We start from the raw sequence: 323 nt of genomic DNA on the forward strand, positions 1-323 counted from the left end.
GGCCAGTTTCAGCTGTGCACCACCGGCTACGGTTTCGCTGATGATGTTGCTGTCGCCTTTGACATTGATGGTGTCGCCCAATGCGTAGTTGTTGCTGCCGGTGGTACCGCCGAAGTTGATGCCTTTGGCGATGTTGGCGGCGTTGTTGGCGACGTTTTGGTTGGTCGCAAACAGTTGGCTGCCGTTGACGGCGTCTTTGCTGTTGGCATTGAGGTCGCCGTCGGCCACGTTGGTCACTTTGTTACCGGCGGCATCGATACCGGACTTGGTCAGGCTAGGACCGCCTGCGACTTTCACACCGTCGTTGTTAACGGTGGTGTCGC

At 57.9% G+C, this 323-nt stretch carries 1 pseudogene; it reads right to left on the reverse strand.

The annotated features are described in order from the left end of the window. Positions 1-323, reverse strand: a pseudogene (locus HMPREF2661_RS07000) (hypothetical protein); the annotation flags it as partial.

This window comes from Neisseria sp. HMSC061B04 (assembly GCF_001836705.1).
Lineage (GTDB): Bacteria > Pseudomonadota > Gammaproteobacteria > Burkholderiales > Neisseriaceae > Neisseria.